General features: G+C 66.6%; 23 protein-coding genes. 16 read left to right on the forward strand and 7 right to left on the reverse strand.

Features of this window, described 5'->3' with window-relative positions; genetic code table 11:
* Positions 1-198 precede the first annotated feature (198 nt).
* The 3 genes from QF777_00595 to ilvC all read left to right on the forward strand — a co-directional run bounded on the left by QF777_00595 (position 199) and on the right by ilvC (position 3,576).
* Positions 199-1,941 carry an acetolactate synthase large subunit gene (locus tag QF777_00595; GenBank protein MDP6910047.1) on the forward strand — a complete coding sequence of 581 codons (1,743 nt, stop codon included), beginning with the start codon at positions 199-201 and terminating at the stop codon, positions 1,939-1,941.
* The gene (gene ilvN / locus QF777_00600; protein ID MDP6910048.1) at positions 1,938-2,450 is read left to right on the forward strand and encodes an acetolactate synthase small subunit; all 513 of its coding nucleotides are present in this window, start codon (positions 1,938-1,940) and stop codon (positions 2,448-2,450) included. The genes QF777_00595 and ilvN overlap by 4 nt, the downstream gene beginning before the upstream one ends.
* A gap of 94 nt (positions 2,451-2,544) precedes the next feature.
* Positions 2,545-3,576 carry a ketol-acid reductoisomerase gene (ilvC, locus tag QF777_00605; protein MDP6910049.1) on the forward strand — a complete coding sequence of 344 codons (1,032 nt, stop codon included), beginning with the start codon at positions 2,545-2,547 and terminating at the stop codon, positions 3,574-3,576.
* Positions 3,577-3,583: 7 nt separating this feature from the next.
* Here ilvC and QF777_00610 read toward each other — a convergent pair whose 3' ends face one another.
* Positions 3,584-4,477 (reverse strand): alpha/beta hydrolase, encoded by an 894-nt coding sequence (locus QF777_00610; GenBank protein ID MDP6910050.1) that lies wholly within the window; start codon positions 4,475-4,477, stop codon positions 3,584-3,586.
* A gap of 81 nt (positions 4,478-4,558) precedes the next feature.
* Here QF777_00610 and QF777_00615 point away from each other — a divergent pair, with 81 nt between their 5' ends.
* Genes QF777_00615 through QF777_00650 form a run of 8 tightly spaced genes read left to right on the forward strand, consistent with a single transcriptional unit; the run spans position 4,559 to position 12,320 of the window.
* Positions 4,559-5,032: a MarR family transcriptional regulator gene (locus tag QF777_00615; protein ID MDP6910051.1), complete on the forward strand. Its 474-nt coding sequence runs from the start codon at positions 4,559-4,561 to the stop codon at positions 5,030-5,032.
* Positions 5,033-5,057: 25 nt separating this feature from the next.
* A complete protein-coding gene (locus tag QF777_00620; protein ID MDP6910052.1) occupies positions 5,058-5,612 on the forward strand; it encodes a 3-hydroxyanthranilate 3,4-dioxygenase in 555 nt (184 codons plus the stop codon).
* Positions 5,613-5,617: 5 nt separating this feature from the next.
* Positions 5,618-6,874, forward strand: a complete 1,257-nt coding sequence (gene kynU / locus QF777_00625; GenBank protein ID MDP6910053.1) for a kynureninase — start codon at positions 5,618-5,620, stop codon at positions 6,872-6,874.
* Complete coding sequence (locus QF777_00630; protein ID MDP6910054.1) at positions 6,871-8,220, forward strand: NAD(P)/FAD-dependent oxidoreductase; 1,350 nt, start codon at positions 6,871-6,873, stop codon at positions 8,218-8,220. Before kynU ends, QF777_00630 begins: the two co-directional genes overlap by 4 nt.
* The gene (locus QF777_00635; protein MDP6910055.1) at positions 8,217-9,041 is read left to right on the forward strand and encodes a tryptophan 2,3-dioxygenase family protein; all 825 of its coding nucleotides are present in this window, start codon (positions 8,217-8,219) and stop codon (positions 9,039-9,041) included. The genes QF777_00630 and QF777_00635 overlap by 4 nt, the downstream gene beginning before the upstream one ends.
* A 41-nt stretch (positions 9,042-9,082) precedes the next feature.
* Positions 9,083-10,528, forward strand: a complete 1,446-nt coding sequence (locus QF777_00640) for an NAD-dependent succinate-semialdehyde dehydrogenase (GenBank protein MDP6910056.1) — start codon at positions 9,083-9,085, stop codon at positions 10,526-10,528.
* Between the two features lie 20 nt (positions 10,529-10,548).
* The gene (locus QF777_00645) at positions 10,549-11,502 is read left to right on the forward strand and encodes a dihydrodipicolinate synthase family protein (GenBank protein MDP6910057.1); all 954 of its coding nucleotides are present in this window, start codon (positions 10,549-10,551) and stop codon (positions 11,500-11,502) included.
* Positions 11,503-11,513: 11 nt separating this feature from the next.
* Positions 11,514-12,320, forward strand: a complete 807-nt coding sequence (locus QF777_00650) for an aspartate dehydrogenase (protein ID MDP6910058.1) — start codon at positions 11,514-11,516, stop codon at positions 12,318-12,320.
* Positions 12,321-12,358: 38 nt separating this feature from the next.
* Here QF777_00650 and QF777_00655 read toward each other — a convergent pair whose 3' ends face one another.
* The 3 genes from QF777_00655 to QF777_00665 form a co-directional block, all read right to left on the reverse strand.
* Positions 12,359-13,561, reverse strand: a complete 1,203-nt coding sequence (locus QF777_00655; protein MDP6910059.1) for an acetyl-CoA C-acetyltransferase — start codon at positions 13,559-13,561, stop codon at positions 12,359-12,361.
* A 136-nt stretch (positions 13,562-13,697) separates the two neighbouring features.
* Positions 13,698-14,354, reverse strand: a complete 657-nt coding sequence (locus QF777_00660; GenBank protein MDP6910060.1) for a class I SAM-dependent methyltransferase — start codon at positions 14,352-14,354, stop codon at positions 13,698-13,700.
* A 10-nt stretch (positions 14,355-14,364) separates the two neighbouring features.
* Entirely contained in the window at positions 14,365-16,089 is a 1,725-nt protein-coding gene (locus tag QF777_00665) for an amidohydrolase family protein (GenBank protein MDP6910061.1), read from the reverse strand.
* Positions 16,090-16,247: 158 nt separating this feature from the next.
* Between QF777_00665 and QF777_00670 the strand changes: the two genes are divergently transcribed.
* From QF777_00670 to QF777_00680, 3 genes are all read left to right on the forward strand, one after another.
* Positions 16,248-17,720 carry an aldehyde dehydrogenase family protein gene (locus QF777_00670; protein MDP6910062.1) on the forward strand — a complete coding sequence of 491 codons (1,473 nt, stop codon included), beginning with the start codon at positions 16,248-16,250 and terminating at the stop codon, positions 17,718-17,720.
* 122 nt (positions 17,721-17,842) lie between these two features.
* Positions 17,843-18,292 carry a peroxiredoxin gene (locus QF777_00675; GenBank protein ID MDP6910063.1) on the forward strand — a complete coding sequence of 150 codons (450 nt, stop codon included), beginning with the start codon at positions 17,843-17,845 and terminating at the stop codon, positions 18,290-18,292.
* A 23-nt stretch (positions 18,293-18,315) separates the two neighbouring features.
* Positions 18,316-19,542 (forward strand): CoA transferase, encoded by a 1,227-nt coding sequence (locus tag QF777_00680; protein MDP6910064.1) that lies wholly within the window; start codon positions 18,316-18,318, stop codon positions 19,540-19,542.
* Here the strand turns inward: QF777_00680 and QF777_00685 are convergent.
* Positions 19,539-20,552: a hypothetical protein gene (locus QF777_00685; protein MDP6910065.1), complete on the reverse strand. Its 1,014-nt coding sequence runs from the start codon at positions 20,550-20,552 to the stop codon at positions 19,539-19,541. The two genes, QF777_00680 and QF777_00685, sit on opposite strands and share 4 nt — an antisense overlap.
* Before the next feature lie 372 nt (positions 20,553-20,924).
* On the opposite strand from QF777_00685, the gene QF777_00690 reads away from it, so the two are divergent.
* Positions 20,925-21,263: a WhiB family transcriptional regulator gene (locus QF777_00690; GenBank protein MDP6910066.1), complete on the forward strand. Its 339-nt coding sequence runs from the start codon at positions 20,925-20,927 to the stop codon at positions 21,261-21,263.
* A gap of 43 nt (positions 21,264-21,306) precedes the next feature.
* Here QF777_00690 and QF777_00695 read toward each other — a convergent pair whose 3' ends face one another.
* The gene (locus tag QF777_00695) at positions 21,307-22,092 is read right to left on the reverse strand and encodes an SDR family oxidoreductase (GenBank protein ID MDP6910067.1); all 786 of its coding nucleotides are present in this window, start codon (positions 22,090-22,092) and stop codon (positions 21,307-21,309) included.
* A complete protein-coding gene (locus tag QF777_00700) occupies positions 22,089-22,592 on the reverse strand; it encodes a hypothetical protein (GenBank protein MDP6910068.1) in 504 nt (167 codons plus the stop codon). The genes QF777_00695 and QF777_00700 overlap by 4 nt, the downstream gene beginning before the upstream one ends.
* On the opposite strand from QF777_00700, the gene QF777_00705 reads away from it, so the two are divergent.
* Entirely contained in the window at positions 22,584-22,763 is a 180-nt protein-coding gene (locus QF777_00705; protein ID MDP6910069.1) for a hypothetical protein, read from the forward strand. The genes QF777_00700 and QF777_00705 overlap by 9 nt on opposite strands.
* Positions 22,764-22,771 lie beyond the last annotated feature (8 nt).

Below are 22,771 nucleotides of genomic sequence, written 5' to 3' on the forward strand. Positions count from 1 at the left end.
CAGATCGACTCCACTTCCTTTGCCCGCATCCGGGTAGTCGTACTGCCGTAGGCACGCGCCCCGCCCGCACACGGTGGGTCCCAAACGGTTGCGTGCCTCGACCTCCCACAGCGGGAGGTCGTTTCCACTTTTCAGCCCAGTTCATAAACCAGTTGAGATACCAGACCAGGCAGCCTTTCCCCCAGATCCGAGTTCGACATGGCCACAGAAGAAATGGACGGCGGTAGAGCCCTCATCCGTGCCCTCGAGGAAGAGGGTGTGGATGTCATGTTCGGCCTGCCAGGAGGGGCGATTCTCCCGGTCTACGACCCGATCATCGACTCGTCTATCCGCCACGTTCTAGTCCGACACGAGCAGGGCGCCGGCCACATGGCCGAGGGCTATGCCCATGCCACGGGGCGCCCGGGTGTGGCCATGGTGACCAGCGGCCCCGCGGCCACCAACATCGTCACGCCGCTGTGTGACGCCTACCTTGATTCGGTGCCCATGGTCGTGGTCACCGGCCAGGTCCCGTACGCGGCGATCGGCACCGATGCTTTCCAGGAGTGCGACACGACGGGCATCACGCAATCGATCACCAAGCACAACTTCTTGGTCACCGAGGCTCAGGACATCCCGCGGACCATCAAGGAGGCGTTCCACATCGCCACCACGGGTCGGCCGGGTCCGGTGCTGGTCGACATTCCCAAGGACATCGTCGACCCCGTCAACCCCCGATCGGCTATGACGTGGCATGACGACGTCGAGATGGACCTGCCTGGCTACCAACCGCAGACCGCGGTCGACGTCGACCTCATTGCGGCGGCCGCGGGCCTGATCCGGGTTGCCGAGCGCCCGGTGCTCTACGTGGGTGGTGGAATCCTCAAGGCGCGAGCCGCCGATGCGTTGCGCGCCCTGGCTGAGTTGACTGGCATCAGCGTGGTCACCACGCTCATGGCTCGAGGTGCATTCCCGGACAGCCATGAACTGTGTCTAGGCATGCCGGGCATGCACGGGAACTACACGGCGGTCACCGCCATGCAGGAGTCCGATCTGCTCATTACCCTCGGCGCCCGGTTCGACGACCGGGTGACCGGAAAGCTCGACGGGTTTGCCCCCGAGGCGAAGATCATCCACGTCGACATCGATCCCGCTGAGCTGGGCAAGGTGCGCCGGCCCGACGTGGCCATCCAGGGCGATGTCCGGGTGGCCATCGAGGCACTGGTCGACGAATTGTCGGGCAACGGTGCCGGTGACGCCGATCGGTCGGCCTGGAGGTCGCGGATCAGCGGCTGGCAGGAGCGCTACCCGCTGGCCTACGAGCCGTGGGCTCCCGGTGAGCCGCTGAAGCCCCAGTACGTCATCGAGCGTCTCCGTGACGCCACCCCGGACGACACCATCGTGACCTCCGGCGTGGGTCAGCACCAGATGTGGGCCAGCCAGTACTGGACCTTCGACCATCCCTACACTTGGATCAACTCGGGTGGACTCGGGACGATGGGCTTCTCCATCCCGGCGGCCATCGGGGCCAAGGTGGCTTTCCCGGACCGGGAGGTGTGGGCAATCGACGGTGACGGCTGCTTCCAGATGACGGCTCAGGAACTGGTCACGGCCACCGTCGAGAACATTCCCATCAAGGTGGCACTGCTGAACAACTCCTACCTCGGGATGGTTCGCCAGTGGCAGGAGATGTTCTACGACGAGCGCTACTCCGAGGTTTCTCTCTCGTCCGACGTTCCCGACTTCAAGATGTGGGCCGAGTCGATGGGGTGCGTGGGCATCCGGGTCGACGACCCCGACGAGGTCGACGTGGCCATCGCCAAGGCCAACGAGGTCGACGATCGGCCGGTGGTCATCGACTTCCGGGTGGCTGCATCTGAGAAGGTCTTCCCGATGGTGCCGTCGGGTGCCGCCAACTCTGAACTTATGGTGCCCGGGTTCCAGGAGGGGCAGCCCCGATGAACGTCCATGAGGCGGAGCACCGCTACCACACGCTGGTCGTGACCGTTGAGAACAAGTCAGGCGTGCTGGCCCGGGTGGCATCGTTGTTCGCCCGTCGGGCCTTCAACATCGAGTCGCTCGCGGTGGCGCCCACCGACGACGAGGACATGAGTCGGATCACCGTAGTGGTCGACCTCGAGTCGGCCCCGCTTGACCAGATCGTCAAGCAGCTGGACAAGTTGGTGAACGTCGTCGAGATCCGCGAGCTAGGCCCAGGTCAGGCCGTAGAGCGCGAGCTGATGCTGGTCACGGTGACCGCCGAGCCGGACCGTCGCGATGAGATCGTGGAGCACCTGGATCGGGCCGGCGGCAAGGTCTTGAGCCTGAGTACCGATCGTATGATGTTGTCGCTCGTCGGTCCGCCTCGCCGGGTCGACGAGTTCGAGGACCTGCTCCGCGAGTACGGCATCATCGAGTTGCAGCGAACGGGTCGGGTGGCCTTGCCCGTTCTCGATGACGCGCTGGACTGAAGCTTCTTCCGAGCACCCCCTTTGAAATCCCATTTTCCCGATAGCCAGACCGATACGGCCGTGAGGCCGACCGACCACAAGCCAGGAGAATCCAGTGGCGAACATCTACTATGAGAAGGACGTTGACCGTTCAGCGATCGCGGAGCGCAAGGTGGCCATCCTCGGCTACGGCTCCCAGGGCCACGCACATGCCCTGAACCTGAAGGAGTCGGGCATCGACGTATGCGTTGGCCTGCGTGACGGCTCCTCGTCGGCCGCCAAGGCATCGGAGGCCGGGCTCGCCGTGAAGTCCCTGTCAGACGCCTCGGCATGGGCCGACGTGATCATGATCCTGTTGCCCGACACCGATCAGGCGGCGGTCTACGAGGAGCACATCGCTCCCAACCTGTCAGCCGGTGACGCCCTGGCGTTCGCCCACGGTTTCAACATCCGCTTCGACCTGATCGCCCCGCCGGCCGACGTCGACGTGATCATGGTCGCTCCCAAGGGTCCTGGCCACCTGGTGCGTCGGACCTACGAGGAGGGCGGCGGCGTGCCGTGCCTCATTGCGGTGGAGCAGGACCCGACTGGTGGCGCCAAGGCCCTAGCCCTGGCGTACGCCGACAGTGTGGGTGGTGCTCGCGCCGGAGTCATCGAGACCACGTTCACCGAGGAGTGCGAGACCGACCTGTTCGGCGAGCAGGTCGTGCTGTGTGGCGGAATGACCGAACTGGTTCGGAGCGCCTTCGACACGCTCGTCGACGCCGGCTACCAGCCGGAGATCGCCTACTTCGAATGCCTCCACGAGCTCAAGTTGATCGTGGACCTCATGTACGAACAGGGCATCGGGGGCATGCGCTACTCGGTGTCGGACACCGCCGAATACGGCGACCTGTCCCGTGGGCCGCGGGTCGTCAACGACGACGTCCGGGCCACCATGAAGCAGATCCTCAAAGAGATCCAGACCGGCGTCTTCGCCGAGGAGTGGGTCGCTGAGGCCCACGGTGGTCGTGAGAACTTCTACCGCCTCGAGGAAGAGGGCCGCGAGCACCGTATCGAGAAGGTCGGTTCGGAGTTGCGGGCCATGATGCCGTGGATCAGCGCCGGCAAGGTCTCGGTCCAGGACGCCTCCGGCGGGCAGGGGTAGCGAGACCTCAGAGGGAGCGCATCAACCGTTCCACGGCGTCGCCGAGGGGTGTGTCGGGTTCGGCAAGGTCGAGGATGACGTCGAAGTGGTTTCGCCCGGCGATCTCCAGCATGGAGACCGCCGTACCGGCCGCTTCGAGATGTCGGCCAAAGGCGTCGGACTGAGCCTTGAACTCCGAGGTTTCGTCGGATCCGTAGGCCACGAGCGCGGTCGGGATGCCGGCCACGTCGAGCCCCAGTGGACTGTTTCGTTGGGCCGATGGTCGGTCGAGGCCGAGTTGCTCATTGATCGACGTGCCGATCAACGGTTCCAACTCGAAGATCCCCGACACCAGTACCACGCCGGCGACGCCTGTGTTGGTGCCGGCTCGTTCCGGGCCGTCTTCCCCGGAGTTGATGGCGGCCATGGCCGCAAGGTGCGCCCCAGCTGAACTCCCGGCGAGGACTAGACGGGTGGCGTCGACGCCGAGTGATTCGGCCCGGTCTGCCAGGGAGCGGACGGCCTGGCAACACTCCTCGACGATCTGGTCGAGTGATGCATCTGGGGCGAGGGTGTAGTCGATCGCCGCAAAGCCCCATCCCCGGGAGAGGCAGGCGTCAGCAGCGAAGCGTGAGTCCGCTGCCGTGAGTTCCTGCCAATATCCGCCATGGATGAATGCCAGCAGCGGAACGGGCTGGTCGCTGGTGGGGACAGCGACGTCGATGGTCCGGGTACCCAAATCCCCGAATGCGATGGCGTGGGTGGATGATTCGGACCGCTCCAGGACGCGAGACCATGCGGCATCGCTGGCCCGTCGGTAGTGCACCACGTAGGGCTGGTAGTCACCGTCCGCGAGGCAGGAACTCGGCGAGTACTCACGTTCCCGGTCGACGTCGGTCATCGACGTCCAGCGCAGGGTCATGTGATCGGTCCCCTCGGTCGGATCTGGTTAAAGGTCATCGGTGCGTTGACAATAGATTCTTATGAATATATTCTGCAAACCATGTCGTCACGCCGGGCGCCCTTCCTGGGTCGCTATCTCCCTTACCTGCTCCGGCAGGCCGACCAGACGTTGTCGGCACCGTTCTACGCCGCTCTCAACCGATCTGGTGTGGCTCGCTCCGAGTGGCGGGTCCTCGTCGTCCTCGAGGAGCTCGGGGAACTGCGGGTGGCCGAGTTGGCCACTGCGTCGCTGAGTCCCCAGCCGACGGTGACCCACGCACTGCAACGGCTCGAGGAGCGGGGCTTGGTGACCAGGACGGTCAGCTCGGAGGACCGACGCCAGCGGGTCGTGGCCATCACGGCCGAGGGTTCGTTGCTGACCACCGCGCTCATGGACGAGGCCACCCGTCTCGAGGCCGAGGCGCTGGCCGGTGCGGGCGACCTGACCGAGTTGGTCAGACATCTGCGGGAGGTCACGGCGTTCCTGGATTCTGGTGCCGGGGCCGTGGCGGGCCACCAGGCTCCCGCTGAGTGAACCGGGCACCATGGAGGAGACAGGCATGACCGAGTACGACCCGGATCCGTTGGATCGACGACCCTTCAACCTCGGGGCCTGGATCCGTGACCACCGTGAAGAGCTCACCCCACCGGTAGCCAACCGGCAGATTTGGCGGGATGCCGACATGATCGTGATGATCGTCGGCGGCGGAAACGAACGCAATGACTTCCACGACGATCCGCGGGAGGAGTTCTTCTACCAGATCCTGGGAGACATGGACCTAGTGATCTGGTCGGAGGAGGGCACTGAGCCCTTTCACATGCCGATCCGCGAGGGCGACGTCTACCTGCTTCCTCCCGGTGTCCGGCACTCGCCCCAGCGCCCGGATCCCGATTCGGTCGGACTGGTTGTCGAGTACCAGCGACCCATTGGGGAGCTAGACGGGTTCGAGTGGGTCTGCTTTTCTTGTGCCCGCCTCGTCCACCGGGTCGAACTCCAGCTCCAGGCCATCGATGCCGACCTCCCACCGCTCTTCGCTGCTTTCAACGAGGACGAGGGCGCCCGGACCTGCCCCAACTGCGGGACCCTCCATCCCGGCACCGGGGCCCGTCTGTGAATCCCGTGTCAACGCCGACCGGCGTCAGGCTCGATGCATCTCAACTGGACGCCGCTGATCCGCTGGCCGGCCTGCGCTACGAGTTCGAGATTCCCGATGGCACCTACCTCATCGGAAACTCGCTCGGGGCTCTTCCGAGGGCTGCACGTGATCACGTTGTCGCCGAGTTTGACCGGTGGGCCACGCTCGGCGGCGAGGGCCATGACACCGGGGATCTGGCGTGGAAGGGCTACCACGAGCTGTTAACCCGGCAACTGGCTGACATCACCGGCGCCCACGCGGACGAGGTCGTGGCCATGAACTCATTGACCGTCAACCTTCACCTGCTCCTGGTCAGCTTCTACCGACCGACGGCGAACCGCCACAAGATCCTGATCGAGGACCACGCCTTCCCGTCAGACCACTTTGCTGTCGAGTCCCAGATTCGCCAGCGCGGCTTTGATCCTGAGACGTCGTTGGTCACCGTTTCCCCACGTGAGGGAGAGGAGACGCTTCGACCCGAGGATCTTCTGGCGGTCATTGCCGAGCACGGCGAGGAGCTGTCGGTGGTACTCCTGCCTGGCGTGCAGTACTACACGGGCCAGGTGTTGCCCATGGCCGACGTGGTGGTCGCCGGGCACGAGGTGGGTGCGATGGTCGGGTTTGACCTTGCCCATGCCATTGGCAACATCGAGCTCGACCTCCACGAATGGGGCGTCGATTTCGCCGTCTGGTGCTCCTACAAGTACCTGAACGGCGGCCCAGGGGGCGTGGGTGGGGCGTTTGTCCACCGCGACCATGTCGATGATCCGGATCTTCCCAAGTTCCTCGGCTGGTGGGGCACCGATCCTTCGACCCGGTTCGAGATGGCCACCCGGTTCGTGCCCATCCCCACCGTGGAGTCGTGGCAGCTGTCAAATGCCCCCGTCCTTCCGATGGCGGCCCTGCGGGCATCGCTCGACGTGATCGAGCAGGCCGGTGGCATGAGCGTGCTGCGGGCCAAGGCCGAGCGCCAGATCGGGTTCCTCGATCGACGGTTGGCCGAGACCCTCGCCGGCCGGGTCGAAAACGTCACGCCGAAGGCGCTGGCCGAGCGTGGGTGTCAGCACGCGCTGCGGGTGGTAGCCGGCGACGGTCAACGGGTCTTCCGGGCCCTGCAGGAGGAGCGGGTGTACGGCGACTGGCGCGAGCCTGACGTGATCCGTGTTGCCCCCGTCCCGCTCTACAACTCGTTCGCCGACATCGACCGCCTCATTGATGTCCTGGACCGGATCGTCTCGTGACGGGTCAAATGACGGTGGTCGGCGGCGGACAGGCCGGTGCGCTGCTCTCGATCTACCTAGCGCGCCAGGGTCACGACGTGACGCTCTACGAGAGCCGACCAGACCTGCGCCGTACCGACATCGGTGCCGGACGGTCGATCAACCTGGCTTTGGCTACCCGCGGGATCGTCCCCCTCGTCGACGTCGGTGTAATCGAACGGGTCGACGAGATCACCATCCCCATGCGCGGGCGGTTGGTCCACGCGGTCGATGATCCGACGCCTGCACTGCACCCCTACGGGAGTCGGGCCCATGAGGTCATCCATTCGGTTTCCCGCACCGGCCTGAACGCCATCCTGTTGGATGCCGCGGAGGCAACCGGGCAGGTCAGGATTGAGTTCGGGGCCGAGTTGGAGTCAGTCGATTTCGATCAGTCGGTCCTGCGGTTTGTCGGTGGACGGACGGAGCGCTTCGGGGTGGTGTTCGGGGCCGATGGAGCGGGCTCGCGGGTGCGGGCGTCCATGGTCGAGCAGAACTCCTGCCGATTTGAGACCCAGTGGCTGGACCACGGCTATAAGGAGCTGACCCTGCCGCCGGCCGCAAACGGGAGCTACCAGTTGGACCCCAACGCCCTGCACCTCTGGCCCCGGGGCGAGTTCATGCTGATTGCTCTGGCCAACCCGACCGGTGACTTCACGGTCACCCTCTTCGCTCCGACGGCAACGTTCGGGGCGCTCTCATCGACCGGCGCCGTCCGGGAGTTCTTCGACTCGGAGTTCGGTGACTTCGCTGCACTGGTTCCCGACCTGGTCGAGCAGTTCCAGACCAACCCCACGGGCCCGTTGGGCACCATGCGGGCTACTGGGTGGAGCCACGAGGACCGGGCGGTGTTGGTGGGAGACGCCGCGCACGCCATTGTTCCGTTCCACGGTCAGGGCATGAACCTGGCCATGGAATCGGTCCGGGCCCTTGATCGGCACTTACGGGAGGCACCTGATGACCTCGGTCGCGCGTTCCGGCGCTATGAGTGCGAGCGCAAGCCTGATGCCGAGGCCATTGCCGACATGGCGCTGGACAACTACCTCGAGATGCGAGCTGGGGTGATCGACCCGGACCATGTGGCCAGTCGGTCATTGGCGCTCGAACTGGAACGTCGCCATCCTGGCCACCTGAGTCCCCGATACAACATGGTGATGTTCTCGACCATGCCCTATGCGGAGGCTCGGGACCGGGCCGCCCGGCAGGCCGAGCTTCTTACGGCAGCCATGGCCGACCCTGCAGTCGACGTCGACGGCCTGGTCGCCTTGCTACCTGAGTTGCCGGCACTTGATCCGTTGGCTGACCCCGAGGCGTTGTCGATCGCATGAACCTTCCTCTCGAGAACCCGTTCGGCAACCGGGATGACCTCACCTACGGCAGCTACCTGATGGTGCCCGAACTGCTGTCGCTCCAGCGTTGCGTGTCGACCGACCCGGAGACCGGGAAGCCGGAGCATGACGAGACGCTCTTCATCGTCATCCACCAGGTCTACGAACTTTGGTTCAAGCAACTCCTGCACGAACTTGACTACGTCATGACCCTGCTCGACGCCGACAAGGTCCACGCCTCGGGGCATCGCCTCAAGAGGGTGCTGAAGATCTTCAAGACCATGGTCGGACAGGTGGACGTGCTCGAGACGATGACACCGGCCGAGTTCGCCAGCTTTCGATCGTTTCTGGCCACCGCCAGCGGCTTCCAGTCGACGCAGTTCCGCGAGCTCGAGTTCCTCCTCGGGATCAAGGACCGGGTGCAGGTGGAATGGTTCCAGGGCGAGGGTGGAGATCGTCTGCAGGCCCGATACGACGCACCCACCCTCTGGGATGCCGTACTTCACCTCCTGGGTCGAGCCGGATACGACCTGTCGGCCAACGTCCTTCAACGGGATGTCCGCGAGACAGTCACCGAGGACGAGGGTGTCCAGGCCGCCATCGTTTCCTGCTATGCGGATGATGGCTTCGCCAGCCTGTGTGAGACCCTCACCGATCTCGACGAGGGGCTCCAGGAGTGGCGCTACCGGCACGTGATGATGGTCCGTCGGACCATCGGCACGAACATGGGTACGGGCGGTTCCGACGGTGCTGCCTATCTAGCCACCACTCTCTTTCGCCCGGCGTTTCCCGACCTATGGGCCATCCGCGCCGGCTTCTGACTGATGACCTTGCGAGATCCCCACCGAACCCGAGAGACGACATGCCGACCATGACGACCTACCCGGAGTTGCAGATCTACATCGACGGCGCGTGGCGGACGACCGCTACGGATTTGCCGGTCATCGACCCGGCAACAGAGCACGTGATTGGCCGGGTCCCCGTTGCCGGTTCCACCGACCTCGATGACGCCCTGGCCGCTGCGGCGGCCGGTTTCGAGGTGTGGCGAGCCACGCCGCCCCGGGAACGGGCCACCCTCATCGTGGCCGCGGCAGCCCTCATGCGGGCCCGTCAGGAGGAGATCGCCCACGCCATCACCCTTGAAAACGGGAAGCCACTCGTTGATGCGCGTGCCGAGGTGATTCGGGGCGCCGAGTTCTTCGAATGGGATGCCGGCGAGGCGATGCGAACCTACGGCCGGGTCATACCGAGCGGTCCGGACGTTAAGCACGTCGTCCACCACCAGCCCATCGGACCAGTCGCCGCGTTTTCACCCTGGAACTTCCCGTTCAGCCAGCCGGCCCGCAAGGTGGCCGGCGCTCTGGCGTCGGGGTGCTCGATCATCCTCAAGTCCGCCGAGGAGACACCGGCCGGTGCCATGCACATCGCCCGGGCCTTCCATGACGCGGGGCTCCCACCGGGCGTGCTGAACCTGGTGTTCGGCGTGCCGGCGGACATCTCCGAGCACCTGATCGCCAGCGACGTGATCCGATTGGTGGCCTTCACCGGGTCAACGGTCGTGGGGCGTCACCTCACCGGCATGGCGTCGGACCACATGACATCGGTCCTGATGGAACTCGGCGGACATGCGCCGGTCATTGTCTGCGAGGACACCGACGTCGAAGCTGCCGCGACCACCTCGGCCATCCGGGCCATGCGAAACGCCGGCCAGGTATGTACGTCACCCACCCGCTTCTTCGTCCACGAGGCCGTCTACGAGCAGTTCCTCGACGTGATCACCCGCCGGTGCGAGAGGACCGTGGTGGGTTCGGGCCTGGAGTCCGGTGTCGAGATGGGTCCGGTGGCCAATGATCGACGCCTAGCCTCGGTGGGCGACCTGGTTGCCGACGCGTGTGCCGCCGGAGGCACCTTGACCACCGGCGGCCACCGGATCGGCGACACCGGCTACTTCTACGAGCCGACGGTGCTGGCCGACGTGCCCGACCATGCCCGGATCATGCAGGAGGAACCCTTCGGACCGGTGGCCATCGTGAATCCGGTCGACTCGCTGGACACGGCCATCGAGCGGGCCAACTCGGTGCCCTTCGGACTGGCTGCCTACGGCTTCACCAACCGGGCAGACCATGTGGACCGCATGGTCGACCGTGTGGAGGCCGGCAACCTCTCGATCAACATGCTCGAGGCGTCGCTTCCCGAGACACCGTTCGGCGGCGTGAAGTCAAGTGGGTACGGCCGTGAAGGCGGCACCGAGGGCCTCCACCACTACATGGTGGTCAAGAACGTCTCTCACAGCATCCCCATCATCTGAGGCGGACTGGAGCACACGACATGGACTACGGCAGAAGCGACGCTAAGGCGTACGCCCGTGAGCACATGAAGGGCATCTGGGCTGCGGCCCTCATGCCGTTTACCGGGGACCTCCGCATCGACGAGGACGGCTTCCGCGAGAACGTCCGGCACTGGACCGAAGACCTCGGCATCGAAGGCCTCTTCGTGGCCGGCAAGCAGGGCGAGTTCTTCTCGATGTCGGTCGATGAACGCAAGCGGTCATTCGAACTGGCCGTCGAAGCGACCCGGGGACGGGGCCACACGATCATGTCGTGCTCGGACCAGAACATGGACGTGGTCATCGACCTAGCCCGCCACGCAGCCGACGTGGGGGCCGACTACATCGTCGTACATGCGCCGGCGCTGCACTTCCACTCGGCCCGTGACGAGACGCTGCTGGGCTACTACCGGGCAATCGCCGAACAGGTTGACATCGGCATCGCCCTGTGGAGCCACCCCGATAGCGGCTACCTGATGTCGCCGGAACTGTGCAACCGTCTGGCCGACATCGAGACCGTGGTGGCCATCAAGTACAGCGTGCCCCGGCCGCTGTACTCGGAGCTCACGGCCCTAGCTTCGGACCGCATCCAGGTAAGCACTGCGTCGGAAGACGAATGGCTCGACAACATCCTGGAACTGGACTGGCGGCTCTACCTGTGCTCGTCGCCCCCCTTCCTGCTCCAGACGGCGACGGACCGACGGATGCACGACTACACCCGGGCGGCCTTCGAGGGGCGAGCCGACGACGCACGATCGATCAGCGCCAGCCTCGATCCGGTGCGGGCCGCCCTTAAGGGCACCCGGCCGGCAGAGAAGCCCCATGCCCACCAGAAATACTGGCAGGAGTTGCTCGGTCAGGTCGGCGGCCGGGTCCGGGGGCCGCTGCTAGAGCTGACCGAGGACGAGAAGCGGATCACCCGCGAGGCGTTCGAGCAGTGCGGCCTGGGGTCCTAACCGGGTCGACGATGGCTGTCGCGGAATCCCATCGGGTCGTCTTCGTGGGATGGGGGTCGATCGCCCGGGCCACCGTCCAGTTCCTAGGTGAGGACCCGATCGAGGTGGTGGCGGTCGCCGGGAGGTCCGGGACGCCGGTCCCTCCCGACCTGCCCGCCAGCGCCCAGTTGATCACCGACCCCGATGAGTTGATCGGATTCCGGCCGGACGTCGTGGTCGAGACTGCTGGACGAGACGCCGTAGGGCTGTGGGGGAGGGCCGCGTTGGAGTTGGGCGCCGATCTGATCGTGTCGTCCACCTCTGCTCTCGCGGACGAGGTCTTGCGGGTCGAACTTGAGGAGCTCGCTATCGGGCACGGAGCCCGGGTCGTAGTCCACCCGGGAGCGTTGGGTGGGGTCGATGCCCTGGCTGCGGCGGCGGCGATGGGCATCGGAGACGTCGAGCATCGGATCGTGAAGCCGCCGGGGGCGTGGCTCGGGACTCCTGCCGAGGAAGAGTTCGATCTCGGGGCCCTTGACGAGCCAGTGACCATCTTTCGTGGCACGGCTGCCGGGGCGGCGTCCCGGTATCCACGAAACGCCAACGTGGCGATGACCACCGCTCTGGCCGGGATCGGCCCTGATCAGACAAAGGTCATGCTTGTCGCGGATCCCGCAGCGACCACGAATCGACACGAGATCTCGGTCAGCGGTGCCTTTGGTCAGCTCACCGTCATGATTGACAACCGGCCGCTCCCGGACAACCCGAAGACGTCCGCCATGGCGGCTTTGAATCTGGCTCGTTGCATCCGCAACCGGGTCGAGCCCTTCGTGATCTGACAGCGGGCCGCCCGCTTCCGGTCCGGCCCAGCCGTGGCTCAGCTCAGGCGCTGCACGACCATGGCCATGCCCTGGCCGCCGCCCACGCACATGGACTCGACGCCGAACTCCTTGTCGGAGTCCTCGAGGCCGTTGAGCAGCGTGGTCATGATGCGGGCACCGGTCATGCCGAACGGATGGCCCAGGGCAATGGCCCCACCGTTCACGTTCAGCTTGTCCAGGTCGATGCCGACCTCGTCGGCCGACGGCAGGACCTGAGCCGCGAAGGCCTCGTTGATCTCGAACAGGTCGATGTCGGCGGCGGTCATGCCGGCCCGGCCGAGGGCTTGACGGATGGCCTCGATGGGGCCGAGGCCCATGATCTCAGGGCTGAGAGCCGACACGCCGGACGAAATGATGCGGGCCAAGGGCTTGATGCCCAACTCGGCAGCCCGGGTGTCGCTCATGACGACCACCGCAGCGGCGCCGTCGTTGAGCGGACAGGCGTTGCCAGCCGTGACGGTACCGTCGGGACGGAACACCGGCGAGAGTTGGGACACCTTCTCGTAGGTAGTGCCGGCACGGATGCCGTCGTCGGAGCTGAACACCGAGCCATCGGGCAGGGTGTAGGGCGTGATTTCCCGTTCGAAGAAGCCACGGACCTGAGCGGCCTCGGCGCGGTTCTGGGAACGGACACCCCACTCGTCCTGGGCCTGACGGGATACGCCCTTGTGCTCGGCCACGTTCTCAGCCGTCTGGCCCATGGCGATGTAGATGTCGGGCAAACCGTCGGGATCGGCCCAGGCGCCCGTGCCCTCACCAGTTCGACCCGCGGTGCGGGCTTCGGCGTCGGCGAAGCGGGCGTTGTGGGAGCCGGTGTCCGCAGCACCGAACTGGAATCGGCTGACGCACTCCACGCCACCGGAGACGAAGGCGTCACCCTCGCCGGCCCGGATGGCATGCGCAGCCATGCGGATCGTCTGGAGCGACGATGAGCAGTAACGGTTCACGGTGGTGCCCGGCGCGTCAAGGCCGGCCAGCAGGCTGGCCACCCGACCCAGGTTGTAGCCCTGCTCGCCGCCCGGCTGGGCGGTACCCCACATGACGTCCTCAATCTGGTCACGAGGCAGTGCGGGCACCTTGGAGAGCACGTCGTCGATGATGAAGGCGGACAGGTCGTCGGGACGGGCCTCGACGAGGCCGCCCTTTCCGGCCCGCCCGATGGCGGTGCGACTGGTGGCGACGATGACGGCTTCAGCCATGGGACTGGGCTCCTGCTTGATGGGGATCGGGTCCGGTGGGTTACCGGCCGGCGATTCGATTCTACCCGTGGCCCTGGGTGCCGGCCCCAGCCGGGCTGGGCTGTTGAGATGGGGTCCGGATTGCGTGCCTTCGGGCTCAGGCCCGCCGGACCAGCGTCAGCCCGTCGCCGACGGACAGCATGACCACCTTGACCCGGTCGTCGGCGACGATCCGGTCGTTGAGCGCCCGAAGCGCCACGGTGTCGTCGTCGTCGGCCGCTGGGTCGAGCACCTTGCCGGCCCACAGGACGTTGTCGATGGCCAACAGGCCGTGAGGTGAGAGGCGGGGGACGAGTTCCTCGTAGTAGGCGAGGTAACCGGTCTTGTCGGCATCGATGAAGGCGAAGTCCACCACCGCGTCGCCCAGCCCCTTCAGCGTCTGAAGCGCCGGGGCGATGACCAGGTCGATCCGGTCGTCGATACCGGCCATCGCCCAGTGGGTCCGGGCGATGGCCGTCCACTCGTCGGACACGTCACAACACAAAAGGCGAGCGCCGGGAGGCAACGCTCGGGCGATGGCCAACGACGACGAACCGGTGAAGGTCCCGACCTCGACCGCCAGTGTGGGGCGGATGGCCTGCACCAGCGTGGAGAGCAGGGCGGCCTGGTCGTCGGCCACCTGCATCCGGGCCCATGGACCGAGCGCCGCGGTGGCCTCGGTGAGCAACCGACGGACCGGGTCGGTTGGAGTGGTGTGGGCGATGACGTAGTCGTGGAGTGCGTCATCCAGAAAGAAGGATCGATGGTCGGCCATGTGCGTTTCCTCAGCGGCTGTCGGTGCCGCTACGCAGCACCCGTCCGGGACGGTATTTGGTGAACGCTCCGTCGGCCACCACAGGCACACCGGCTACCAGAACGTCGTCGATACCGGTGGCGCCGGCGTAGAGGCGGGCCGCTCCGCCGGGCAGATCGGGGCGCATGGCGACCGGGTCGGAGTCCACGATGTCCTCGTCGATCAGGATCACGTCGGCGTGGGCACCCTCGACGAGGCGGCCACGGTCCACCAGGCCGTACAGGTCAGCCTGGACGGCGGTCATCCGGTGGATCGCCTCCTCCAGGGAGAGCAGCCCATGCTGGCGGACCGGCTCAGCGAGCACCCGGGTGGGGTAGTTGAAGGTGGCCAGCAGGTCGAGGTGGGCTCCGGCGTCCGATGCACCAATGACCGCCCGGCCATCGCGCCAGATGTCGATCCGGGCCTGCCAGTCGGCAACAGAGGCCGGTACGTCGGGCCGTCCAAACGAGGTCAGGAGGTCGTCGGCCAGACAGATGTCGAGTAGGGCGTCGAACTCGCCGCAACCCCGCTCCGCAGCGATGTCGGCCACCGTGCGACCATCGCACCCGTCGTTCTCAGGCGCAACGGTGTCGAAGATGGTCATGGCGCCCCAGTTGGCCAGCCGTCGGAACGGATGGTCACCCTGAGCCAGATCGTCGAGGCGTCGGCGTTCGGCTGGGTCGGCCAGCACCCGCTTCTTCTCCTCGTGGGGGAGGAACATGACCTCGGCCCAGCCGGGGATGGCGTCCAGCACGAAGCCGCTGGCCATCGAGAATCGGGCGGCGATGACCATGGGGATGGTGAGGGCTACCACGCGGCCGCCCCGTTCAGCGGCGTAGGACGACGCCTCCAACTTCTCGAAACATTCGTCGATGGTGGAGGCGGTGACCTGCATGACGTTCCAGTTGACCTGGCGGCCGCCGGCGGCCAGAGACATGTCGCAGAGCAGGGATTTCGATTCGTCGTCCGTTGGCCCGCCCGCAGCGGCCAGCATCTCGAGGCTGGTGCCGGGGTAGTCGACGAGCACCGAACAGAGGGCGAGTACTTCGTTCCGGGAGGCGTGCCGACTGGGGACCGGTCGCCCTTCGGCGTCATTGTGGGTGGTCGACCATGTCGACGAGAAACCCATGGCGCCGGCCGACAGGCCGTCGCTGAGCAGGGCGGCCATGGCGTCCAACTCCGCATCGGTGGCCTCGCGTCCAGTGGCTTCGTCGCCCATGACGACCCGTCGTATAGCCGAGTGGCCGACCTTGAAGCCGGCGTTGACAGCTAGGAGCGGGTCGACGGCATCGAGGTACTCGGCGGTGGTCCGCCAGTTCCACGGCACGCCTTCGCGGAGCGACTCCAAGGGCATGCCCTCGACGCGCGAGAGCATCCGCATGAGGTACTCGCCGTCGGCCGGATTGTCGGACAGCGGCGCGATCGTGAAGCCACAGTTCCCCCCGATGACCGTGGTGACCCCATGCAGAGGTGAAGGGCTAAGCGTGCCGTCCCAGAAGACCTGGGCGTCGTAGTGGGTGTGGACGTCAATGAACCCCGGACAGACAGCCCGCCCATTGGCCTCCAGTACGGTGCGGGCCACCTCGTCGGGTGATGTGCCCCCAATGTCGGGGCCAATGGCGGTGATTCGACCGTCGGTGATGGCCACGTTGGCTAGTCGGCGTTCTTCGCCCGTTCCGTCGACCACCCAGCCACCCCGGATCAACACGTCGTACATGGCTCGGGACCGTAGTCAGCATGCCGGTGGGGGACCGCACGCGGCCCATCGGTACGATGACCGTACGACCTGACGGACCGTCAGAGGCGATCGAAACGGTTGCCGGGAACAGGTTCCGGGAACAGGTTCCGGGAACAGGCAGTAGGAGGCCAGCACCCATGGGTGACGTCAGGACCATCGACCCCCAGGAGCAGTGGCGCCTCCTCATCGGCGGCGAGTGGACGGCCACCGCTTCGACCTACGAGATCATCGACCCCAACACCACCAACGTGGTGGGGCACGCCCCGGACGCCACGGTGGCCGACACCGAGGCGGCGATCGCCGCGGCGAAGGCTGCTCTGCCCGGGTGGGCGGCCACGTCGCCCGCCGAGCGGGGCGCCATGCTCCAGCGCCTGGCAGACGTGCTCCGCGTTCAGGCCCCGACTTGGTCGGCACTGGTTCAGGCCGAGACCGGGGCGACCATCAACGTCGCCGAGACCATGCAGGTCGGTCCGAACCTGGCTGATCGCTACGCCCAGTACGCCATTCCCCGTCACCTCGACCGTGCCGAGCTGCCCGTCACCCAGGCGGCTTCGGCCCTCGGACCGGCGGGGCTGGTTGGTGCCGCGGTGTACCGCCGGCCGGTCGGCGTGGTGGCCTGCATCACCTCGTACAACTTTCCGCTGGTAAACGTGGCCGGCAAGTTGGCCCCCGCTCTAGCCATGGGCAACACCTGCATCATCAAGCCCGCTCCCCAGGATCCTCTGGCTGTCCTGCGTCTCGGCGAGGCCGTAGTCGAGGCGGGCCTACCTCCGGGAGTGGTCAACGTCCTGACCTCGTCGGGGACCGAGGCGCCGGCCGCCCTCGTTTCCTCGCCCGACGTGCAGATGGTGAGCTTTACCGGTTCGTCGGCGGTGGGTGCGCGGATCATGGCCGACGGTGCTTCGTCCATGACCCGGGTCCTCATGGAGTTGGGTGGCAAGGGCGCCTTGGTGATGACCGATGACGTGGACGTGAGCAAGGCCGTGGGCGCCATCGCCAGCGTGTGGGGCTTTCACAGCGGCCAGATATGCACTGCGCCCACCCGGGTGATCTGCCACCGCAGCAAGGTCGACGAACTGGTGTCCACGCTGGGTGCGGTGGCCGGGATGCTGAAGGTGGGCGACGCCACCGAGCGTGACACCCTGGTCGGCCCGCTGGTCAGTGAGGCACAGCGCGACAGTGTCGAGTCCTTCATCCGGGGTGGCGTCGACGCCGGGGCCACCCTGGTGTGTGGTGGTGAGCGGCCGGACCTGCCGGGCTACTTCGTGGCGCCCACGTTGTTGGCTGATTGCACGGCCGACATGCACGCCGTGCGCGAGGAGGCCTTCGGTCCGGTGGTGGTCGTCCTGGCCCACGACGGCGACGACGAGGCGGTGAGCCTGGCCAACGACTCGGACTACGGGCTCTACAGCTACGTCTACAGCGGCGACAACGCCCGGGCTCTGCAAATCGCCCAGCAAATCCAGACCGGCAACGTGGCGCTGAACAGCGTGGTCCCGCATCCCGATGCCCCGTTCGGTGGCTTCAAACGCTCCGGCATCGGCCGTGACCGCGGCATCGCCGGACTCGAGGCCTACAGCGAGGTGCAGTCGATCTCCTGGTTGGCGTGATCCCGGTGGCTTGGTGGGTGGCTGGTCGCTTGATCTGGGGTCGGCAACCGGCGACGACTGGTGTCGTACTGGGCGCTGTTGAGCGGCCATACTCGTCTGCGTGGACGACCGGCTGAGTACACATGCTTGACGTTGGAACGAAGGCGCCAGATTTCTCGGCGCCCGACCAAGACGGTGAGTTGGTAACGCTAGACAGCCTCCGCGGCCACTGGGTGGCCCTGTGGTGGTACCCAATGGCGTCCACCCCCGGTTGAACGGTCCAGGGCGGGGGGTTCCGTGACCGAACCCCGGAGTTTGAGGAGGCCGGTGTCGTGGTGCTGGGTGCCAGCTTCGACACCGTCGAGGCGCAGAAGCACTTCGCCGACGACCAGGGGTTTCCATACCGCCTGCTGGCCGACACCACTAAGGAGGTTGGGCAGGCCTATGGAGTGGAGGCCGAACACGGCTTACCGCTGCGGGTTACGTATCTAATCGACCCTGAGGGAACGATCATGCGTGTCTACGACCTCAAAGGCCAGGACCTGGAGGCCCACGCCGGCATGGTCTTGGACGACGTTCGAACCCTGTCCTGAAGTCTCCTGGCCCGGCTGAGGAGATGGTGACCGCTCCACTGGCTGGGCTGTCGGTGGTGGAGGGCACGGCCTTCGTGGCGGCGCCGTCAGGTGGTATGACGTTGGCCCAGCTGGGGGCCGACGTGATTCGGTTTGATCAGGTGGGAGGCGGCATCGACCACCGACGCTGGCCGCTTACCGCTGACGGCGTCAGCCTCTACTGGAACGGTCTGAACAAGGGGAAGCGGTCGCTGGCCGTTGACCTCCGGGACGGCGAGGTCACAGAACTACTCACCGAGCTGATCGCCGGCGCGGGAAACTTCCTGACCAACTTCCCTGCTCGGGGCTGGATGGATCCCGAGCGCCTGACGACCAGGAGTCGCGAACTGGGCCACGACGACCTGGTGATGGTGGTGGTCACCGGAAGCCACGACGGCACCACGGCGCTGGACTACACGGTCAACTGCGCGGTGGGCTATCCGAGCCTCACCGGACACCCCGACGACCCCCGCCCGGTCAACAACGTGGTCCCGGCATGGGATCTGGTGTGCGGGCAGATGGCAGCCACCGGCCTGCTGGCCGCTGACCGGCGTCGACGATTGGGTGGTGGTGGAGGCCTGGTGACCATTGCCCTGGCCGACGTAGCCCTAGCCACGGTGGGTGCTCTCGGCAACCTGGCCGAGGCTCAAGTCAACGGCACCGAACGCGACCGGGTGGGCAACGCCATCTATGGGGCCTTCGGCCGTGACTTTGTGACCAGTGACGGTCGGCGGGCCATGGTGGTGGCAATCACAGCCAAGCAATGGTCGGGTCTTCAGGCTGCCACCGGGACGGCTGATGTGGTGGCGGCGCTGGCCGACGAGTTGGAGGTCGACCTCGGTGACGAGGGCGAGCGCTATCTCGCCATGGACCGGTTGTGTGCCCTGTTCGAGCCCTGGTTCGCCGAACGGACGTTGACTGAGGTGGCGACCGCACTCGACGAACACGAGGTGTGCTGGGGTCCGTATCGCTCGGTGGTCCAGATGGTGGCCGAGGATCCGCGTGCCTCTACGGACAACCCGCTGTTTGCCGAACTGGACCAGCCCGGGGTGGGGCGTCACCTCGTGCCCGGGTCGCCACTGGCATTCGGGGGAGCGGACGCCGTGGATCGTGGTGCCATGGTGGCGCCACGGCTCGGCCAGCACACCGAAGAGATCCTGACCGGCGAGTTGGGCCTCTCGGCCGGTGCGCTGGGCGCCCTGGTGGACCGGGGGGCCGTGGCCCTCGGCTAGGCGCCCCAGGTGACGAGGCGCCAGTCCAGTACGGACTCAGACGATCCGTTGGACCGCTGTGCGTCAACCACGGTCTGCAGTGCCCGCAGGCGTCCGCCGGCAGCAGGTTGCTCGTCGAGCAGCGTGTGTCGGAATGAGAGCACATCGCCCTCGAATACCGGTGCCGGGTGGTCACATGACTGCCAGCCCAGGACGGTGGCCGTGTCGGGGAGCAGTCTGGTAAGGGATGCCTGGGCCAGGCCGATGGTGTGGCCGCCGTAGACCAGTCGTCGTCCTCCTGGGCCGAGCGACGGGTCGCGGTGAACCGGAGCGAGGTTCTGGGTGAGCCGTGCCAGCTCCGGGGCGCTGGTCACCGTGTCCCGCATGGGATCCATGACCGGTGTGCCGCGGGTCCAGGTCGACGTGGTCGCCGCAGCGGCGCGCAACGGGGCGGTGTCCCAGCCATCCGGGATCAGGTCGTTCCAGGCAGCCAGGTCGATGTCGGGGTCGGCTCCGCCGAGGTCGTCATCGTGAGCCGTGACGGCCTCGGGGTCGCGGAACCGGAGCATGGCGCAGCGCTCGTAGTCAGCGACCGTGGCACCGTCGTCGAGACAGGTGGTCCGGATGCCGAGCAGGACCAGCCCGCGTGCCGGCCGGTCGTCTCGGCGCGACAGTTCCCGCAGGCCGCGGATGGTGACGTTGCTCTGCAGCGTCTCACCGAGGCGGACCGTTCGACGGAGGGCCACTCCGCGATAGAAGAGGTTGGCGATGACCGTTCGGGTGGCCACGGTGCTCTGTCCGATCGACACGTGGAGCACCAGGGCCGGATTGACGAGGGCTCCCGGTCGACCGGTGACGGCCTCGGCCAGCGGCCGGCTCAGCGAGGTGGCCAACGGGTCGCCGCAGATGGCCTGATAGGCGGCGGCCTCGCCGGAGCCGATGGTGACTGCTGGTGCGGGATCGAAGACCTGATCCACGGACAACTCTTCGAAGTACGGGCCGTCCTGGTGTTTGGGTGTCTGATCCTGCACCTGTGCACTCTGCCAGCCCGACGGGTCTCATGGGGAGACCGGCGATTCGTTCATTGTTGATCCATGGACCGTTCCACGGGCTGCTACCGGTGAGTAATTCTCGTAGTTACTACCCGGTGGTTATCGTGGGGAGGTATCCAAAGGCGAGATTTCTATCACTTTGATAGATAGGTAGGTTCTCTAACAATCATCGCGAAACACTGGAGCGCGGCGCCGCCTGTTCCTACCATCGCAAAGCGGCCTGGTGAAGGGCGCGTCATACAACGAGCAGTCGGATCGCGGGACGCCGGAGAGGCGAACGGGTGAGCGGGAGGGGTAACCAGCCCCATCTCCGGAACCCGGGCCTCAGATGGGTTCCGAAGGGAGCACACCATGTCAGATGCAGCGGCGAACCTGTACGTCGACTCACAGGAGATGCGGTGGGTGGACGACGTCCTCTGCCGGGACAAGAGTGATCTGTTCTTCGCCCCCTTCGCCGAACGTCCCGAGGCCCGGGTCCGGCGCGAGGCCCGAGCAGCGCAACTCTGCGCTGCCTGCCCGGTCATGGAATCCTGCAAGCAGCATGCCCGCGAGAATCGCGAGCTCGGATTCTGGGGTGGCGAGTCGGAGGCCGAACGGGCCACGGCCGGCTTTGCTCCTACCACACCGATCATCGGTCGCCGGCAGGTGGCCGCCCGTCGAGCCGCCGCGGCACTGGCCGAGGTCGGCTGACTCGTTTCCCGAAGGACCGGTTTCCCGGGCCACGAGCCCGCGACTACAGGCCCCGGAACCCTCCGCCGTCAACGACCACCGTCTGGCCGGTCACGTGGCGGGACAGATCCCCGGCCAGGAACACTGCCACCGGACCCACGTCGTCGACTGGGTCGCCGATTCGGCCCAGCGGCGTCCGGTCCACCAACCGTTCGCCCAGTGACGGGTCGTGGCGGATGGCGCCGGCCAGCGCAGGGGTCATGGCCACCGGCGCGATGCAGTTGACCCGGATCCCGTCCGGGCCCCATTCAGCAGCCAGTCCCTTGGCGAATCCCCGTTGGGCGGCCTTGGCCATGGCGTAGAGCGGGCGGGCTTCGCTCCCCTCCATGCCGGCTGCCGAGGTCAGTAGGACGAGCGACCCGCCGGTCGCCTTCAGGTGGGGATGGGCAATGCGGGCACAGTCGTAGGACGCCCGGACCGACGTGGCAGCCAGTGTGGCCCAACCCTCGTCGGTGGCTTCCTCCAACGGACCGCCGGCCGCGCCATCCAGCGCGTTGTGGATGAGGCAGTCCAGCCGACCCAGGTTCTCCGCTGTGGAGAGCACTGCAGCGGAGATCTCGGCGGGCACCGTCACGTCACACCGGACCCAGGAAGCTTGCAGGCCCTCAGCCCGAAGCTCGACAGCGGCGGCTTCGCCCGTCTCGGATCGTCGACTGGCCAGGACCACCGATGCGCCGTGGCGGGCCATGGCGGTGGCCAGGCCCAGTCCTATACCGGCGCCGCCGCCGGTGACCAGAGCCACCCGTCCGTCCAGCAGCCCGGCGCCCGATGGTCCGGTCGACGCGTTCACGGGGCCATCCAAGAACCGCCGTCGGCCACCAGTGTCCCGCCGGTGGCGAATCGGCTCCTGGGGTCGGCCAGCAGGTCGACCAGAGAGGCCACGTCGGTGGCCACGTCACCCGGTCCTCCGAGTGCCGGAGGGGACAATGATCCCTCGTCGGGCGGTCCCGACCCGTCGAACAGAAGCGTTGGTGAGACGGCCAGCACGGCAGTGGTGCACGACGATCCCCACTGCCTGGCCGCCCCCTTGGCCAGTGCCCGGATGCCCTCGCCGGCAGCGCTGACGCCTACGAATCCGGCGCTTCCACCCAGCGCCGTCGTGGGGAGTATCCACACCAGTCGGAGAGGCCCGCTTTGAGGCCCAGGGTCGCCCAGATCGACAAGGCTGCCGACGGCCCGGGCCACGCCAATGGCCTCCACCATCGGGGCCTCACACGCCGCGGCCCAAGCATCCGGCTTCTGGTCGTTGATGGCCACCGGGCCGTCGGTGACCGCCGGGACATGGACCACCAGTTCGGGAACGCCCAGCAGGCCGACGGCTGCCCGAAGGCCCGGTTCGACGGCGTCGAGTTCCGGGGGCTCCCCAGCAGAGACCGACCGATCCCGGTCCGGCTCGACCGTGGCGGTGGCGTGGCCGCGGGCGTCAAGTCCCTCGACGAGGGCGTCGACGAACGGGCCTGATCCGATAA

This window comes from Acidimicrobiales bacterium (genome assembly GCA_030747595.1).
Lineage (GTDB): Bacteria > Actinomycetota > Acidimicrobiia > Acidimicrobiales > MedAcidi-G1 > UBA9410.

What these genes read in the sequence shown, in the direction of transcription:
- QF777_00595 (MDP6910047.1), top strand. Translation starts at nt 199, where the DNA reads ATGGCCACAGAAGAAATGGACGGCGGTAGAGCCCTCATCCGTGCCCTC.
- ilvN (MDP6910048.1), top strand. Translation starts at nt 1,938, where the DNA reads ATGAACGTCCATGAGGCGGAGCACCGCTACCACACGCTGGTCGTGACC.
- QF777_00610 (MDP6910050.1), bottom strand. Translation starts at nt 4,477, where the DNA reads ATGACCCTGCGCTGGACGTCGATGACCGACGTCGACCGGGAACGTGAG.
- QF777_00615 (MDP6910051.1), top strand. Translation starts at nt 4,559, where the DNA reads ATGTCGTCACGCCGGGCGCCCTTCCTGGGTCGCTATCTCCCTTACCTG.
- QF777_00620 (MDP6910052.1), top strand. Translation starts at nt 5,058, where the DNA reads ATGACCGAGTACGACCCGGATCCGTTGGATCGACGACCCTTCAACCTC.
- QF777_00635 (MDP6910055.1), top strand. Translation starts at nt 8,217, where the DNA reads ATGAACCTTCCTCTCGAGAACCCGTTCGGCAACCGGGATGACCTCACC.
- QF777_00640 (MDP6910056.1), top strand. Translation starts at nt 9,083, where the DNA reads ATGCCGACCATGACGACCTACCCGGAGTTGCAGATCTACATCGACGGC.
- QF777_00645 (MDP6910057.1), top strand. Translation starts at nt 10,549, where the DNA reads ATGGACTACGGCAGAAGCGACGCTAAGGCGTACGCCCGTGAGCACATG.
- QF777_00650 (MDP6910058.1), top strand. Translation starts at nt 11,514, where the DNA reads ATGGCTGTCGCGGAATCCCATCGGGTCGTCTTCGTGGGATGGGGGTCG.
- QF777_00655 (MDP6910059.1), bottom strand. Translation starts at nt 13,561, where the DNA reads ATGGCTGAAGCCGTCATCGTCGCCACCAGTCGCACCGCCATCGGGCGG.
- QF777_00660 (MDP6910060.1), bottom strand. Translation starts at nt 14,354, where the DNA reads ATGGCCGACCATCGATCCTTCTTTCTGGATGACGCACTCCACGACTAC.
- QF777_00665 (MDP6910061.1), bottom strand. Translation starts at nt 16,089, where the DNA reads ATGTACGACGTGTTGATCCGGGGTGGCTGGGTGGTCGACGGAACGGGC.
- QF777_00670 (MDP6910062.1), top strand. Translation starts at nt 16,248, where the DNA reads ATGGGTGACGTCAGGACCATCGACCCCCAGGAGCAGTGGCGCCTCCTC.
- QF777_00680 (MDP6910064.1), top strand. Translation starts at nt 18,316, where the DNA reads ATGGTGACCGCTCCACTGGCTGGGCTGTCGGTGGTGGAGGGCACGGCC.
- QF777_00690 (MDP6910066.1), top strand. Translation starts at nt 20,925, where the DNA reads ATGTCAGATGCAGCGGCGAACCTGTACGTCGACTCACAGGAGATGCGG.
- QF777_00705 (MDP6910069.1), top strand. Translation starts at nt 22,584, where the DNA reads ATGGACCACCAGTTCGGGAACGCCCAGCAGGCCGACGGCTGCCCGAAG.